Annotated in this window: 13 protein-coding genes; 2 read left to right on the top strand and 11 right to left on the bottom strand. The window is 68.3% G+C overall.

The window, feature by feature from the left end:
* Positions 1-501 precede the first annotated feature (501 nt).
* Both VGV13_11630 and VGV13_11625 read right to left on the bottom strand, forming a co-directional pair.
* Entirely contained in the window at positions 502-1917 is a 1416-nt protein-coding gene (locus tag VGV13_11630) for a sigma-54 dependent transcriptional regulator (GenBank protein HEV8641739.1), read from the bottom strand.
* The gene (locus VGV13_11625; protein ID HEV8641738.1) at positions 1917-3242 is read right to left on the bottom strand and encodes an ATP-binding protein; all 1326 of its coding nucleotides are present in this window, start codon (positions 3240-3242) and stop codon (positions 1917-1919) included. The genes VGV13_11630 and VGV13_11625 overlap by 1 nt, the downstream gene beginning before the upstream one ends.
* A 1016-nt stretch (positions 3243-4258) precedes the next feature.
* Here VGV13_11625 and VGV13_11620 point away from each other — a divergent pair.
* The gene (locus tag VGV13_11620) at positions 4259-4723 is read left to right on the top strand and encodes a tyrosine-type recombinase/integrase (GenBank protein HEV8641737.1); all 465 of its coding nucleotides are present in this window, start codon (positions 4259-4261) and stop codon (positions 4721-4723) included.
* Between the two features lie 245 nt (positions 4724-4968).
* On the opposite strand, the gene VGV13_11615 is transcribed toward VGV13_11620, so the two are convergent.
* From VGV13_11615 to VGV13_11575, 9 genes are all read right to left on the bottom strand, one after another.
* The gene (locus tag VGV13_11615) at positions 4969-5484 is read right to left on the bottom strand and encodes a hypothetical protein (GenBank protein ID HEV8641736.1); all 516 of its coding nucleotides are present in this window, start codon (positions 5482-5484) and stop codon (positions 4969-4971) included.
* Between the two features lie 360 nt (positions 5485-5844).
* Positions 5845-7437, bottom strand: a complete 1593-nt coding sequence (locus tag VGV13_11610) for a UbiD family decarboxylase (GenBank protein ID HEV8641735.1) — start codon at positions 7435-7437, stop codon at positions 5845-5847.
* Positions 7438-7441: 4 nt separating this feature from the next.
* Positions 7442-7630 (bottom strand): hypothetical protein, encoded by a 189-nt coding sequence (locus VGV13_11605; protein HEV8641734.1) that lies wholly within the window; start codon positions 7628-7630, stop codon positions 7442-7444.
* Positions 7617-8963, bottom strand: a complete 1347-nt coding sequence (locus VGV13_11600) for a UbiD family decarboxylase (protein HEV8641733.1) — start codon at positions 8961-8963, stop codon at positions 7617-7619. Before VGV13_11600 ends, VGV13_11605 begins: the two co-directional genes overlap by 14 nt.
* Positions 8964-8981: 18 nt before the next feature.
* Complete coding sequence (locus tag VGV13_11595; GenBank protein HEV8641732.1) at positions 8982-9779, bottom strand: enoyl-CoA hydratase/isomerase family protein; 798 nt, start codon at positions 9777-9779, stop codon at positions 8982-8984.
* A 21-nt stretch (positions 9780-9800) separates the two neighbouring features.
* Positions 9801-10565 (bottom strand): 3-oxoacyl-ACP reductase family protein, encoded by a 765-nt coding sequence (locus VGV13_11590; protein ID HEV8641731.1) that lies wholly within the window; start codon positions 10563-10565, stop codon positions 9801-9803.
* 282 nt (positions 10566-10847) lie between these two features.
* Positions 10848-11846 (bottom strand): cytochrome c peroxidase, encoded by a 999-nt coding sequence (locus VGV13_11585; GenBank protein ID HEV8641730.1) that lies wholly within the window; start codon positions 11844-11846, stop codon positions 10848-10850.
* Between the two features lie 54 nt (positions 11847-11900).
* Complete coding sequence (gene lepB, locus VGV13_11580; protein ID HEV8641729.1) at positions 11901-12464, bottom strand: signal peptidase I; 564 nt, start codon at positions 12462-12464, stop codon at positions 11901-11903.
* Positions 12465-12474: 10 nt separating this feature from the next.
* Complete coding sequence (locus VGV13_11575) at positions 12475-13356, bottom strand: Ku protein (GenBank protein HEV8641728.1); 882 nt, start codon at positions 13354-13356, stop codon at positions 12475-12477.
* A 435-nt stretch (positions 13357-13791) separates the two neighbouring features.
* Here VGV13_11575 and VGV13_11570 point away from each other — a divergent pair.
* Positions 13792-14978 (top strand): DNA polymerase ligase N-terminal domain-containing protein (locus tag VGV13_11570; protein HEV8641727.1); only part of this gene is annotated, 1187 nt, incomplete at its 3' end.

The raw sequence follows: 14978 nt of genomic DNA, 5'->3' as shown, positions 1-14978 counted from the left end.
CGTCGGGGGGCGTCCCGATCGCACACTGTCCGCCCAGAGTTTGGCGCATAGTCTGATTTCGGATACCTGATCAGCAGGTGTCGTACCAGACCCCGATCTCCGCGGAGGTTCGAGGGTACGCGCGCCGGGGGACCGCGAGGCAGGTATCGGGCTCCGCAATTTTTGCAGGATCCCGCTCCTGCTTGTCGGTCAATTCTCTCCGAGAGCACGACCCGGGGCCGTGCTGCGGCGGGTTAGAGATCGTTGCCGGGGCAGGACTGGCTGAACGACTTGTTGCAGAGGGGGGACGATGTTCCTGAGGAGCGCGTACGAGAGCGCCCGCCAGTCCAGGAGGACGGATCGAAGATTTTGACGTGCTCGAGCGTGGTCCCTGGGTTCAGGTCAATTGTTCTCGGGGCAGCAGAGGGCGGACCGTGCCTGGGCCAGGCGAAGCACTGCACTCAGATCGGCAGCAGGGGTGCCCCGCGGGCTCAGGTCGGCGCTATGATCGCCCCGTCTAGTCTAGGGGGTCCCGGATCCGGGTTTCGGCTCCGAGTCCCCTTCCTCGGCCTTCCCTGGCTTTGATTCCGATTCGATCCGATAACGCCGGATCTTGTAGTGGAGTGCCCGCGGGCTGATGCCCAAGATTCTCGCCGCCTGCTCGCGGTGGGACGTGACATCGTTCAGCGTTCTACGGATCACCTGTTCTTCGACCACAGACAAGGGGATGCCGAGGGGGATACTGATACTGCGCTCAAGCCGCTCGCCCGTCAGTATCGTGGACGGCAGGTGGACGGGCCGGATGACGCGGTCCGGCACGGTCACCACCAAGCGCTCCAAGAGATTCCGCAGCTCGCGAACATTACCCGGCCAAGCGTACTCCCGCAATGCCTGGAGCGCCGCGGTCGAGATGGATTTCTCCGCGCGTTGGTACTGGGCGCAGAACTCCTTGAGAAACGCCGCGGCCAGCAGCGGAATGTCCTCGGGCCGCTCGCGGAGGGGTGGCAACGCGATGGGCACCACCGTCAGACGATAGAAGAGGTCTTCACGGAACGTCCCGGATTTCACAACATCCTCGAGCTTCTTGTTGGTCGCGGCGATGAAGCGTACGTCCACCGTGATCGGCTTGGTCCCGCCCAGGCGCCGGAACTCCCGGCTCTCGAGGACGCGCAGGAAGTCGACCTGTGTCTTCGGGCTCATCTCCCCGACCTCATCGAGGAAAAGCGTGCCGCTGTCCGCCTGCTCGATGCGGCCAGGCTTCGTTGTGAGCGCGCCTGTGAACGCCCCTCGTTCGTAGCCGAACAGCTCCGACTCGAGGAGCGTCTCCGGCAGTGCTCCGCAATTGAGTGTCACGAAGGGGCCGTTCTTCCGCTGGCTCCGATTGTGAATGGCCCTGGCGACGAGCTCCTTGCCGGTCCCGGACTCGCCACTGATCAGCACGGTGGCCGTCGTCGGCGACACCTGCCGGACCGTCTCGTACACCGCACGCATCGAAAGGCTGCGCCCGACAATGTGCTCGAAAGCGGCCTTGACCGCCGCCTGTTCTCGAAGCTGCCGGACTTCTTGCCGGAGTGCGCTGTAGTCGAGCGCTTTGGCGACGAGATGGACCAGCCGCTCGGGATCAACTGGCTTGGCCAGGTAGTCATAGGCGCCGACCTTCATCGCCTCGACCGCGCTCTCGATCGTGCCGAACGCGGTGAGAAGGACCACCTCCGCGTCTGGGCGCCGCTGCTTGACCTCGCGCAGCACGTCCATGCCGCTCGCGCCTACCATCTTGAGGTCGGTGATGATCAGGTCGAAGGCGCTTTCGTGGAGCAGCGCGAGCGCCGAATCGCCGCTCTCGGCAGCAGTGACGGTGTGGCCGGCCTTCTCGAGGATCTTCGCCAGCGCCCCGCGGATGTTGACCTCGTCGTCGACGACGAGAATCCGCCCTCCCATCACCGCTCCTCGGCCCCGGGGCCAGGCGCCGGGAGGCGCACGATCATCGTAGTTCCCTTTCCAACCTCGCTCTCCACGTCGATCGTCCCCCGGTGACCTTCCACGATGCGGTGTGCGATGGCCAGTCCCAGCCCAACCCCACGGGGCCGGGTCGTGAAATACGGATCGAAGACGTGCGGGAGAATTTCCTTCTGAATCCCCTCCCCCGTGTCCCGGAACGCGATCTCCACCCAGCCATCGGCCCCCTTGGTGGTCATGACGAGCGAGCCGCCACCGGGCATCGCCTGCAGTGCGTTGATGCAGAGATTCAGGAAGACCTGCGACAGCTGGCCCTCATCGCCCAGGACCGATCCCACTACGGGATCGAACGCGGTTTCGATTGTCACCCCGTGGCCCGCAGCTTCGAACGCTACCAGGCTCAGCACTCGCTCCAGCAGGGCGGGGAGATCCAGCGGCTTCACTTCCGGGATCGCGGGCCTCGCAAAGCGGAGGAAGTTTTCCACGATGCGATGAATCCGCTGAGCCTCGGAACGCAGGATCTCGAAGTACTCCTTCACCTCGGCGGCAGGCGACCGCGGTGAGTGCACGGCTTCCTCGAGAAGGTGGAGGTTGAGGCTGAGCGCGTGCAGTGGGTTCTTCACCTCGTGTGCGACACCGGCTGAGAGCGTGCCCAGCGCGGCGAGCTTGTCCGCCCGCCGCAGCTGCACCTCTAGTCGGTTCACATCGGTGATGTCGCGCAGCAGGACAACCAGCCCGTCCGGCTTTCCTGACTCCTCCCGCAGCTCTGAGGCTGACGCGCGAACCGTGACCCGCCGGCCATCGTCGAGCGTCAACGAAAGGTCCGTCTCCTGGAGCAGTCGCTCGCCTCGAAGCGCCCCTCGGATCCAAACGAACAGTTCTGGGGCTGTCTGCAGCGCGTCCTCGATCCGACGACCGACGACCGCCGAGGCCCTGAGCCCGAGCAGTCGCTCGGCCGCGTTGTTCAGGGACGTGACGACGCCGCGCGAGTCGAAGGTCAGCACACCGGTCGGGATGCTCTGCAGCACGTTGCGCATCAGGCTCTTCACGCGCTCGAAGGTGTGCGTGATCGCGCGATAGTTCAGGAAGGTCGTCAAGAAGAGAATTCCGACGGCCGCTAGGATGAGGACGGCCGCCAACACCCTGAGGGCGTCCCCCGCCGCCAGCCCGCCGCCGGCGGGCCATGCCACGGCTCCGCCCCCGCGTCCGAGACCGACCAGGTGGTATCGCTCGTACTGAATCCCGGCGACGACCGCGACGGCCAGCAGGAGGACGAAGAGGCCGAACACCGAGGCTGCCAGGCGCACCGGCGCGTATCCGAGCCAGGACCGCCGTCGAGCGGGGCGGAACATCGGCGGCAGAGCCTCAGGATGCTACTTCGCTGTACCGGTCATGCGGAGTCAAATCCGTCCTCCACTCTATCACCGATCATCGCTACCACCGATCATCCAGGAAGCGGGGACGATCGGCTCCTCGCGCCACTGCGCATCGACAAGGCGAGCTTGGGGCTGGCCCCTCGCGCCGAGCGCGGGGGCATGGTCCCGCCTCACCGCTCGACGAGCGCGGGAAGCCCAACTCCCTTTTGGGCGCTCGCGCACGACGCACTCGCGTGAGAACGCCGGGGCGCGCAAAGCCTGCAGATACTCAGCGAGACTCAAGTTTGATCTCGCACCTCGCTATGGCTGTGCCGGGGGAATCCCGTCACTGGCAGACAGGGAATTGATCGCCCCTCGTCGATCAGCAGGCGGACTTGGCGGAAAAGCGGCACGCTCGCCGTAAACGCATGCACCTCCGGCGAGAGGCCGAGCTTCCGTATCGCGGTAATCAGGTACTCACGGGCACGGAGGCGCCCAGCGCTTTCAACCGCTCGAGGACCACAATGGTCGGCGAGCTGCCCCACGTGATACGCCACGGCCTCCCGCTCGGCGGTTGCCGAGCCCTCGTGATTGACCCGCCGTCCCGCCCTTATTCCCCTCGCCTGGAGAGGCTGCGTGCCCCCCAGGCCTGATTCGGTAGGTTCATCTTCGAACCCTGGCTTGGCGCTCCCTGCGCGACTCACCTTCCCACCTTCGCTCCTCGGCCCGACAAACGGACGCCCGTGCGAACTCACGGTGTGCCTGCCGCGAGGGGTCTTGAAGATTCCTCCTAGCGCCAAGCACTCGCCGTACCATACGCCTATCCCCTGGCGGGCTTGGCCAGAGTAGTGCCCTCTACGCTTCGAGGGGTGAATCAGTGCGCAATTCTTGCAGACGCGGCGTGCCGAGCCGCCACGAGCGTCGGCCTCACGGTCATAAAATGGGCCCTCGAAGTAGTCCAGGAGGAAGTGACTCGACGACCTCCGGATGAGTGCCTGCGCTATCGCGCGGTGCAAATCTTCGATCTGTGGAATGGCCACTTCCATCTCTCCGCACCGGGGCATCGACTGACCTCTACGTCCTGGTACCTGGCGAAGGAGCGGCCGGGCGCCGTGGCGAGCGAGCCGCTGTTCCTGGTCCGGTACTGGTGGTACGGAGGCGAGCGGAAGACCCGGAGGATGTCCGGTCAGCGGGTCTGGAAGATCATCAAGGATCTCGGTAAGCGCGTCGGTGTGGACACGATTCATCCGCATGCGTTTCGCCACGCGTGCGGCGTGGAGCTGCTCAAGCGCTCCGGCGGTAACCTCCGCGCGGTGCAGGAGCACCTGAGCCACGCCGACATCCAGACGACGACGATCTACACGCCCCTGGCGCCGCAGGATCTGCAGAAGGTCGTGAACCTGTTCGACCAGAACGGAGGTGCGGCGCGCTAGGGGTTTCCGTCCCCTCTCGGGCAGGGCGGAGAACCTTCGCGGAAAACAGCAACGAAAACAACTTGGTGGCCCCAACGGCATTCGAGCCCGTGTTTGAGTCACGATGACGCTGTCGCGTCCCGTTTATAGCTCGCGGACAATGCTCATGGCGCGGGTCGACCGTATTTCGCCTACGTTCTTGGCGAACCGACGCCCATTTCCCCGGGGTGAAGCGACCGCGGGGGTCGCGCTCCGAGTTTTCACCGTCATGCACCGCGTTTTTCGGGTTGAGGCGATCCCGGCGCCGCTGCCCGAGGCTCTGCACAACTCCAGGTGGCCTGAGTTTTCGCGTATCCGACGCGCGGCAGGACCTCGTGCGCTGCGAGGGCGAGGCCCCAGACGATCGCGCCCATCGCGACGATGTGGGCGAGCCCCAGCCGACGCTTCCACGAGGACAGGGCACCCCACAGGCCGGCCACGATGAGGGTGGCGACCGCGACCAGATACAAGAGGAGCGACCAGCCGCAGGCACGCCCGTACGGCCACTGGGTAAGCGCGATCCCGAGGAGGACGCTGAGGCCTACCTGGGCCCAGACGCCCGCCTGTCCCGTCCCCGCGGGCGGGAAAGACCTGGCATCGACGTCGGGCCGATCGAAGCGGGGGGCAGCCGACCTCCCCGCCGCCAGCGCCGGAGCGGCGGGCCGCAACTGCCTGATGAGCTTGTCGACGGTCTCCGCCTCCTCGTCCCAGGCGGGATCGCGTTCCTTGTCGTCTTTGGCCAAGCCGCACCTCCGGCCCCTGAAGGTGGCATCCGCCTTTCGTTCTCTTACGATAGCCGGTTTTTATCAGGGAACGAAGCGATCGATCTACGACCGGAAGAAACTCGTACAGCTCAAGATTCTGAGCGACCGCAGAAGGGAGGGAAGCGCGGCACACGTATGTGCTCGAAGGCGGTTATTGTAATCGCTCCGGAGAGCCGTTACGGTTCCCCGGCGATTACGCGCTCAATCCCCGGGGGCGTCCCCATAGCGCGTTCATCGGCCAGGAGACGGTGAGCCTGGTGGTCTACGCCGGTGAACCCGATGAGATCCGAGAATTCGAGGTGGTGGACCTCGAATCGAGGGGATAGCGCGCGACGGTCCTTACTTCTCCCGCGGTAGACTGGCGGCCCCCGCCGACCCCGCCAGACAGTGGCGGCCGACGGCGTCCTGCCCCAGCGCTCCGGCGGCGTGCAGCTCGCCCAGCGCGCGGGTGACGGCGGCGAATCCTTCCGGGGCGAAGCGCTCGGCGACCTCGGCGAAGTAGAGGGGCTCCCGCTCGAGCGCGGCGCGGATGCGGGCGGCCAGCGCGGCCACGTCTGCGGGCGGCGCCTCCTTCAGGGGCGGACCACCCGCCTCGCGGAGCACATCCTCCAGCCGCGCCTGCCCGGCGCAGACGTAGGCGATGCGCTCGTAGCGCTCGCGGGGCACGTCGTCGGGGATGGTGGCATCGACTCCGCACTTGGCCGTGGTGGGAATCCGGCCTGGTGTGACCGGCAGCGACGGATCGAGGGGCTTCGACCGCGCGTCGGAGACGATGACGACGTCGCGGTCGGCCTGCACGCGGGTGGCCATCGCCCACTCCACCTCGGTGCCGTCGAAGACGTCGATGTCGTCGTCCACCACCACCACGTGCTTCAGGTCGGCGACCGCCAGGGCGGCCAGGATCGCGTTCTTGGCGTCGCCGGGACGCTTGTGGATGGCGATGACGGCGTGCCAGTGGCAGCAGCCGCCCGGCGTGACGTTGATGGCCGTGACCTGCACGCCCGCCTCCTTGAGCACGCGGCGCAGCGCCGCCTCGTAGATCGGCGCGCTCAGCCAGATGTTCTCCCAGGGCATGTGGAGCGCGTAGTAGATCGCGTCGCGCCGCATGGCGATGGCCGTGACGCGCACCTCGGGGTTCCAGTGCAGCCCGCCCATCAGGCGCGTGAACTCGCCGAAGCGGCCTTCCGGCTTCGTCCATCCGGTAGGGCGGATCTCGGCCTCCAGGACGATCTCGGCGTCGGCCAGGCAGGGCAGGTCGATGGTCGCGCAGGGCGCCAGCGCCACCGGCTCGCCCCGCATGCCGCCGGCGATGCCGAGCTCGCTCACGCCGAGGGGCGCCTTGTACGTCGCCGCGATCAGCTCGGTGGGATGGGTGCCGATGCTGATCGAGATCGGCAGCGGCTGGCCGGCGGCCTGCGACTTCTCGGCGAAGCTGCGGAGGTTGTTCGGCGTGACGATGTCGATGCCGGTGAGGTTCCGCTCCTTGACCTGGAAGCGGTAGATCCCGGCGTTGAGGCCGTGCTCGGGGTCGCGGGCGAGGGTGACGCCGGCCGTGATCATCGGCCCGCCGTCGCGGGTGGCGAAGAGCGGGACGGGTAGCGCGAAGAGATCGACCCGGTCTCCAGTCTGGACGACCTCACGGGCGGGGCCGGTCTTCACGGTGACGGGCTCGAGGGGGCGATCGAGGCCGCGGCGCAGCCTGGCCTCGGTCTCCCCGTAGGCGCAGCCCATGGCGATGGCGATCCGCTCGCGGCTGTTGGTCAGCCCCGAGAGCACCGGCATCTGGTAGCCCATGACGTTGCGGAAGAGCAGCGCGGTCTTGGCCTGATCGACCAGCGTGGCGAGGTGACGGATGTCGACGGGCCGCTTCACCTCGACGAGCTCGCCGGCCGCGCGAAGGTCGTCGAGCAGGGCGCGGAAGCTGGCGGCCATCACCTCAGCCTTTGAGGAGGTAGTGGCCTTCGGGGTCACGGGCCAGGCGCTGGCCCTCCCGCAGCGCTCCCCAGGCCTGGAGCACGACGCGGTATTCCACGTCCCCGAGCTGGCGCAGCACCTCGTAGAAGGTCCGGGGCTTCTCCGCGAGCAGGCGCGCGATGCGCGCAGCCACGTCCTCAGCGGTCGGCATCGAACCGCACCTCGTCGAAGAAGGCCGGCTTGATCCGCTCGTAGTACCGGCGCGGGATGCCCTCGGGGATCGTCGCGTCGACGCCCAGCTTGGCGGTGACGGGCAGCTCGCCCTTGCCGAGCTCCCAGGGCTTCACGCTGGGGTCGATGTGCTTGGCCCGCGCGCCCTCGATGACGACGACGTCGCGGTCGGCCTGCACGCAGAAGGTGCGGGCCCACTCCACCTGGGTCGGGTCGAAGATGTCGATGTCGTGATCGACGACGATCGCGTGCTTGGTGTCGGGTAGCGAGAGGATCGCCATCAGCGCGTTCTTGCCCTCCCCCGCCCGCTTCCGGATGGCCGCGATCACCGAGAAGCGGCAGGCGCTGCCCTCGGTCACCGCCACGTTGACCACGTCGACGCCGGCGCGGCGCAGGACGTCCCACACCTGAGCCTCGGTCACCGCGGCGCCCAGCCAGGCGTTCTCCCACGGCATCTGGATGGCGTGGAACACGGCGTCCCGCCGGTGGGTGATCGCGCTCACCTTGAAGACCGGGTTCCACTTGAGGTCGCCGTACATGCCGGCGAACTCGCCGAACGGGCCCTCGTCCTCGCTCCAGCCGATCGGCAGCAGCGCGCCCTCCAGGACGATCTCGGCGTCGGCCAGTGCCGGCCCGTCGATCGTCCGGCCCCGGGCCAGCCGCACGGGGCTTCCGTGCAGGCCACCGGCGATGGTCAGCTCGCTCACGCCGGGTGGGGCCTTGTAGGCCGCGCTCAGCAGCTCGACCGGATGGGCGCCCAGCGAGACCGAGATCGGCAGCGGCTCCTTCCTGCCGAGGGCGGCCTCGTAGAGCCGGCGCAGATCGGATGCGGTGACGAGGTCGATCCCGGTCTCGTCACGGCAGCGGTACATCAGGCGGTAGACGCCGGCATTGACGCTGCTGGCGTCGGAACGCGCCAGCACCACGCCCGCGGAGATGTAGGGGCCGCCATCCTTCTCGGCGAGGAACGGGATCGGCAGCGCCGTGAGATCCACGTCGCGTCCGGTCCGCACGACCTCCTGCGCCGGCGCGGTCTCGGTCAGCTCGGGCTCGATCCTGGTCTGGAGCCCGCCGAGGAAGCGCGTGCCCAGCTCGCTCTCGGGCCAGCCGAGGGCCCGGGCCAGGCGCTGGCGCGTCCAGAAGAGGCCGCCGACCAGGGGGATGTCGTAGCCGCGCACGTGCTCGAAGAGCACGGGCCGGTCGGCCTTGACGATGAGCGCGGAGAGGTGGCGCGCGTCCACCTCCTGGCCCAGGCGCAGCAGCTCCCCGTCCTTGTCCAGACGGGTCAGCATCGCGCGGAAGGTCTCGGTCATGGGCGGTATTCTCCCCGATCAGCGGGCCGAAGGGAACCGCGGCGCGCGCTTCTCGCGGATCGCCTGGAGGCCCTCGCGGACGTCCTCGCCCATGAAGGTGAGCATCTCCAGCGCGACCGACTGGTCGAAGATCGGCCCCGCCTGGCGCAGCCAGTTGTTGAGCGCGCGCTTGGTCCAGCGGATCGCCTGCTGGCTTCCCTGCCCGAGCTTGTCGGCGACCTCGAAGGCCTTGGCCATGAGCTCCCCCGGCGGCACGCACAAGCTCACCAGGCCGATCCGCTCGGCCTCCCGTCCGTCGATGAAATCGGAGGTGAGCAGGTAGTACTTGGCCTTGGCCATGCCGCACAGGAGCGGCCAGATGATCGCCGCGTGATCGCCGGCCACCACGCCCAGGCGCGTGTGGCCGTCGGTGAAGCGCACGTTGTCGGCGATGATGCTCACGTCGGCCAGCAATGCCACCACCAGCCCGGCGCCCACCGCCACCCCGTTGATGGCCGAGACCACGGGCTTGTCGAGGTTGATCATGTTGTAGACGATGTCGGAGGCTTCGCGGACCGTGCGGGCCAGGCGGCTCGGGTCCGTCGCGTTCTTCTCCACCATATCGAGGTCGCCGCCCGCCGAGAAGGCGCGCCCGGCCCCGGTCACCACCGCCACCCGGGTGTCGGGATCGCGGTCGATGGTCAGCCAGATCTGGGTCAGCTCCCAGTGCAGCCGGTCGTTGGTGGCGTTGAGCACCTCCGGCCGGTTGATGGTGATCAGCAGCACGCCGTGAGGTCGGCGCTCGAAGACGAGGTGCTGGTAGTCCTTGTAGTCCATGTCGAGTCTCCTGTGGCCGGCTCAGGTGGCGGCGGCGCCGTTGACGGCGAGCATCTGGCCCGAGATGAACGCCCCGTCGCCGGAGGCGAGGAAGCCGCAGATCCGCGCGATGTCCTCGGGCGCCCCCAGCCGGCCCAGGGGGATGCGGCCGAGCTGGGACCGGATGTGCTGGGCGCTCGCCGGATCGTCCCGCTCGCCTTCGATGGGGCCGGGCGAGATGGCGTTGACGGTGATGCCGTGGGGACCGAACTCCCGCGCCAGCGCCTTGGTGAGCCCCCACAGCCCGTGCTTGGCGGTGGAGACGTGGACGCGGCCGGCGTGCCCCTGGATCGCGTTCATGCCGGTGAGGTTGACGATGCGCCCCCAGCGCTGGGCCACCATGCCGGGCAGAAAGGCCTTGGCCGTGTAGAAGGCGCTGTGCAGGTCCACGTCGAGGACGCGGTGCCAGTCCTCCTCGCCGAGCTCCAGGAACGGCCGCTCGGGGCGGATGGCCGCGTTGTTGATCACGATGTCCACCCGGCCGAACTCGGCCAGGGCGCGCTCGGCCAGCCGCCGGACCTCGGCGGACTTTCCGACGTCGGCCATCAGCGCCAGCGCGCGGACTCCGCGCTTCTTGGCCTCCCCCACGACCGCCTCGGCGGCCCCGGCGTTGGCGCGCGTGTTGACGATGACGTCGGCCCCCCGCTCGGCCAGCTCCAGGGCGATGGCGCGGCCGATGTTGCGGCCGCTGCCGGTCACCAGGGCCACGCGGCCCTTGAGGCTTGTCTTGTCCTCGGCTCTCATCATCACGGTCTCCTCAGGTGCCCGACACCGCTCCGCTGACCAGGCCGCCCACCAGGTAGCGCTTGAAGGCGTAATAGAGGATGACGGGCGCTCGTTCCACGCGTAGAGGAAGGCGTAGGTGCCGGTGGCGATCAGCGGCGGCTCGATCGCAACAGCCGGCTACGGATACTAGCACGACGAGGCGTGGCCGGCGTCCGGGCTAGTGCCGTTCCAACTTGTTGATACTAAATCTGTCCACGAACGACGTACACGGTGCCTTCCTAGGCGCGAATAGTTGGAACGGCACTAGTTGGGTAGGCGCGGCGGGCGGCCGACCTCCGGCGGGATCTCGCCGGTGAGGGCGCGGAGAAACACGACCAAGTCGGCCTCCTCCGGCGCCGTGAGGTCGAGCGGTCGCACCTCCGAGGCGAGCCAGGGGTTCTTGTGCCCGCCCCGATTGTAGAAGGCCACGACCTCCTCCAGCGTCCGGAGGCTGCCGTCGTGCATGTAGGGCCCGCGGTTGGCGACGTCGCGAAGCGTCGGGGTCTTGAACGCGCCCCGGTCCGGGTCGCTCTTCGTCACCACGAACCGGCCTAGATCGGGCTTCTCCTTGTCCATGCCCACGCCGATGTTGCGATAGCCCTCGTCGGTGAAGTTGAAGCCCGCGTGACAGCGCACGCACTGCCCCTTGCCCTCGAAGATCGCCAGTCCCCGCTGGGCGGCCGGCGAGAGCGCCGTCTTGTCCCCGGCCCGGAAGCGGTCATAGGGAGAGTTCCCGGACACGATCGTCCGGACGTAGCTGGCGATCGCCTTGGCGACGCCGTCCGGGTTCAGCTCGGTGCCGAAGACCTTGCGGAACTGCTGCTGGTACTCGGGGACCGCGCCCAGCCGCCGCACGATTTCCTCGTCGCTGCGGTTGGAGTCGTTGCGCGCCTGATCCTCCAGCGAGGCCCGCAGCCCCGTCCACAGCTGCCGGTCGCTGAAGAGCCGGTTGACGAGGGTCGGCGCGTGGCGGGGCGTGGGCTTCCCGGCGAAGTTGAGGGAGAACTGCTGGGGATCGCTCCAGCCGTGCTCGGGGGGGTGGCAGCCCACGCAGGACACGGTGCCGGACTTCGACCAGCGCTTGTCCCAGAAGAACTGCTTGCCGAGGGCGACCTTCTCCGGGGTGGGTGGGTTGTCGTCCGGGACGTAGGCGGCCTGTCCTTGCAATCCCAGCGGCAGCTTGAGCGCCGGCTCGGCGCCGACGGCGCCGGCGGCGAGGAGGACGACCACCACGGCCACCAGCCCAACGTGTACCCCGCGCATCGCGCACCTCCGGAGATCTCCGGATCGAGCGCAGGGACTATAGCACGCCAGGGCCTAGCGGACCGAGTGGCCCAGACGACCCCAGCGGACCCTGCCCGACTCGGGATTCCACGACCAGTAGATGAGCAGCGGGCGGCCCGTGATGAGATCCCACCGCACGAACCCATAGTGGCGGCTGTCCTCGCCCTTGTTCCGGTTGTCGGCCAGAACGAAGTACGCGTCGTTGGGGACGCGATACGGCCCCCGCTCGCGCGGCTCGGGCGACTCGCCACTGAAGAACGCGTAGGGCTCGGCGAGCGGTGCGCAGCCCGCGGTCCCCGGCCGGCAATTGACGTACACGTCGCGGCCGACGATGGACAGCTCCTCGCCGCTCAGCCCGACCACGCGCTTGGCCAGCAGGACCTCGGCGTCGTTGGGATCGCGGAAGACGATGATGTCGCCGCGCCCGGGCGACCGGACGGACTTGTCGACCAGGATGTAGTCACCGGGCAGGAGCGTGGGGGCCATCGAGGGCGAGGGCACCGAGAAGCCCTCCAGGCGCGCGCGGATGGCGAAGGGGAGGGTGACGGCGGAGACGATCAGGAGGACGAGGACGACGAGCCAGAACGCTCTGGCCACGCCGATCGCGCTACTTCTTCCCGCCCTGGGCTTTCTTGGCGGCGGCGCGCACGGGCTCGGCTCGCCGGGTGACCTTTGATGGCGGCTTGCGGACTGTCTCGCGCTGCGCGGCTGGCGGAACGCGCTTGTTCAGGCTTTCCCTGAGCGCCTCCATCAGATCGATCACCTGCGCGCGCTGGACCGGCGGCGCGGCCGTCGTGACCTCCTGGCCCTCGACCTTCTGGTTGACGAGATTGAGGACGCGCTGGCGGTACTCGTCCTGGTACTGCTCCGGCTTGAAGTCGTCGTTGGTGAGCCCGTCGATGAGCTGCTGGGCCAGCTCCATCTCCCCGCCCTTGATCTTGGCCGACTGGCCCTTGTCGACCTCGCCGAAGTTCCGCACCTCCTCGGCGAAGTACATGGTGTGGAGCATCAGGCCATCCTGGGCCGAGCGGAGGAGGACGAGGCTCTCCTTGCCGCGCATGACGAACGTGGCCAGCGCCACCCGCCCGCTCTTGGCCATGGCGTCGGCCAGCAGCCGGTACGCTTTCTCGCCGCCCTTGTCGGGGCCGAGGTAGTAGGTCCGCTCGAAGTAGATCGGATCGACCTTCTCGAGCGGCACGAACTCGGCGATGTCGATGACCTTCGAGGCTTCCCCCTCCAGCGCCTTCAGCTCCTCGTCGGTGACCCGCACGTACTGGTCCTTGGCGAACTCGTAGCCCCGCACCAGCTCGGCGCGATCCACGACGACGTTGCACACGGGGCAGAACGTCTGCTGCTTGATCCGGGAGCCGCACTTGGCGTGCAGCAGGTTGAAGGAGACGTTGCCGGACGCGGTGGCGGGATAGATCTTGATGGGGATCGAGACCAGCCCGAACGAGACCGTGCCCGAGCCGATCGAATGTAGCGGCATACCTGGACCATACCACGGCCCGCCGCGCGCTCGCCAATGCGGCGGCGGACGCCAACGGTGGTGGAAGCGCATGGCGTCGGACCCCGCGTATCGTGCGTCGGAGCCGCTGGCCGGGCGCGGGTGATCAGCCCCGTGGGGGGCTGCAGCGCCGACCCGATCGTGGCTACCTTCCTTAGGCAACCCGCTGCACAGCCGCCGCGACCCCCAGGCTGCAAACCTCTGACCAATGCAAACGTTTGCGGAGGAGGTACGACCCTTGCTGCATATCGTTGGTGTTCGTACAAAGACGTGCGGAGGAAGAGGATGCGCGCTGGCGCGGTCGTGGTCGGCCGTCCCAACCCGTAGGGCGCCTCGCCTCGCTCGCCGGCGGTCAGCCCAGCCCCGTGGCGCTGGGGCTGTCGTTCTGCTACACGGGTATCTGTCTGAGCAAACTTTATGGCTGAAGATCAGCAGCGGACGCTGGCCGACTACGAGCGCAAGCGCGACCCGGCGCGAACGCCCGAGCCGTTTGGCGATCGCCGCGCGGCGCCGGGCAACCTCTTCGTGGTCCAGAAGCACGCGGCCCGCCGCCTCCACTATGACCTGCGGCTGGAGATCGACGGCACCCTGAAGAGCTGGGCGGTGCCCCGGGGGCCGTCGGTCCGCCCCCACGACAAGCGCCTGGCCGTGCACGTCGAGGACCACCCCGTCGAGTACGCGGACTTCGAGGGCGTCATCCCCGCGGGCAACTACGGCGCCGGCGCGGTGATCGTGTGGGACCGGGGCTGGTATCGGCTGCTCAAGCCCGGCGACCCGCTCGACCAGCTGGCCCGCGGCAAGCTCGAGGTGGAGTTCTTCGGCTACAAGCTGCGGGGGGCCTGGACGCTGGCGCGCATGAGCGGCAAGGACAAGGACTGGCTCCTCCTCAAGAAGGCGGACGCCTTCGCGGGCGACACCGAGCTCACCGAGCGGTTCCCGGAGTCGGTGCTGTCGGGGCTGACCGTGGACGAGTTGCGCGAGGGGCCGCAGCGGCTCACGACATTGCGCGCGCGCCTGGACGAGCTGGGAGCCCCCCGGTGGAATGTCGCGCCCCGCGCCCAGCCCCTCATGCTCGCCACGCTGGTGGAGCGCCCCTTCTCCCGCAAGGGCTGGCTGTTCGAGGTCAAGTACGACGGCATCCGCATCCTGGCCTTCCGCGACGGCCAGACCGTCGAGCTCTACGGGCGAAGCGGCCAGGCCTTCACCACACGCTATCCCGAGATCGTCCGGGCGCTGCGGGCCTTGCCGCTGGACCGGTTCGTCCTCGACGGGGAGATCGTCGCCTTCGACGAGAGCGGCCGTCCGTCCTTCCAGCGGCTGCAGGCGCGCATGCACCTCACGCGGCCGGCCGACATCGAGCGCGCTCGGGCGACGGTCCCCGTCAGCGGCGTCTTCTTCGACGCGGTGGCGCTGGACGGGCGCGACCTCCGCCACCTCCCGCTGGGAGAGCGCAAGGCCTGCCTGGCGCTCTTGCTCCCCCCGCGCGGCGTGATCCGCTACGGCGATCACGTCCTGGAGCAGGGCGAGCCGTTCTTCGAGGCGGTGTGCGAGCAGCGTCTCGAAGGCATCGTGGCCAAGAAGATCGACAGCCGGTACACGGGGGG

The organism is Candidatus Methylomirabilota bacterium, from assembly GCA_036001065.1.
Taxonomy (GTDB): domain Bacteria; phylum Methylomirabilota; class Methylomirabilia; order Rokubacteriales; family CSP1-6; genus MNEF01.
This window is presented reverse-complemented; position numbering and strand designations above follow the sequence as displayed.

What these genes read in the sequence shown, in the direction of transcription:
- VGV13_11630 (HEV8641739.1), bottom strand. Translation starts at nt 1,917, where the DNA reads ATGGGAGGGCGGATTCTCGTCGTCGACGACGAGGTCAACATCCGCGGG.
- VGV13_11610 (HEV8641735.1), bottom strand. Translation starts at nt 7,437, where the DNA reads ATGGCCGCCAGCTTCCGCGCCCTGCTCGACGACCTTCGCGCGGCCGGC.
- VGV13_11605 (HEV8641734.1), bottom strand. Translation starts at nt 7,630, where the DNA reads ATGCCGACCGCTGAGGACGTGGCTGCGCGCATCGCGCGCCTGCTCGCG.
- VGV13_11600 (HEV8641733.1), bottom strand. Translation starts at nt 8,963, where the DNA reads ATGACCGAGACCTTCCGCGCGATGCTGACCCGTCTGGACAAGGACGGG.
- VGV13_11595 (HEV8641732.1), bottom strand. Translation starts at nt 9,779, where the DNA reads ATGGACTACAAGGACTACCAGCACCTCGTCTTCGAGCGCCGACCTCAC.
- VGV13_11590 (HEV8641731.1), bottom strand. Translation starts at nt 10,565, where the DNA reads ATGATGAGAGCCGAGGACAAGACAAGCCTCAAGGGCCGCGTGGCCCTG.
- VGV13_11585 (HEV8641730.1), bottom strand. Translation starts at nt 11,846, where the DNA reads ATGCGCGGGGTACACGTTGGGCTGGTGGCCGTGGTGGTCGTCCTCCTC.
- VGV13_11575 (HEV8641728.1), bottom strand. Translation starts at nt 13,356, where the DNA reads ATGCCGCTACATTCGATCGGCTCGGGCACGGTCTCGTTCGGGCTGGTC.